Genomic DNA, 578 nt, shown 5'->3' on the forward strand with positions numbered 1-578 from the left:
CTGCGACTACTGGCCTCCGCTTGTTTGCTGCTTATATTTTCGTTGCCTTGGAGCCATCAGGCATTTGCCGCAGAAAGTTACGCCATTTTCTCACTTAACGCTCAGTTTGACGCGTTGACCATTAATAAAGCGAGGAAGCTCTACCGAGGCAAAACCAGACTATTACAAGGCCAACGAATTGAACTCTCTGATTGGCCAGAGACATCCGTTGAACGAACGGAGTTCTATCGCTACCTGCTTAATAAAAACTTGGCTCAAATGAATGCGCATTGGGCCAGCCTTTCGTTTTCAGGCAAGGCGCGTCCACCCAAAGTAATTGATCAACCCAGTATTGAAATCTTGTTAGCTTGGATGCGGGAACAACCTAATCGCATTGGCTATGCCCCCGTCGACTCGTTGCCGTCGGATGCTCATGTTCTTTATGTCGTCAGTTCGGAGAAATGAAATGAAGAGATCGCTCCTCGCAGTACTTATTAGCAGTGTCGCTTTTCCGAGCATAGCAACAGTAGAACTGACCGATAACTTATCGCTTAGCGGGTTTGGCTCCATGGCTTGGGCGCAGTCCGACAACGAAACTT

Annotated in this window: 1 protein-coding gene and 1 pseudogene; both read left to right on the forward strand. The window is 48.1% G+C overall.

Annotation, left to right across the window (positions count from 1 at the left end):
* A partial coding sequence (locus R7R24_RS28935; RefSeq protein ID WP_411978847.1) for a hypothetical protein occupies window positions 1-444 on the forward strand: 444 nt, incomplete at its 5' end.
* 1 nt (window position 445) lies between these two features.
* Window positions 446-578 (forward strand): annotated as a pseudogene (locus R7R24_RS28940) (sulfate ABC transporter permease); the annotation flags it as partial.

It is taken from the genome of Vibrio sp. 704 (genome assembly GCF_033339295.1).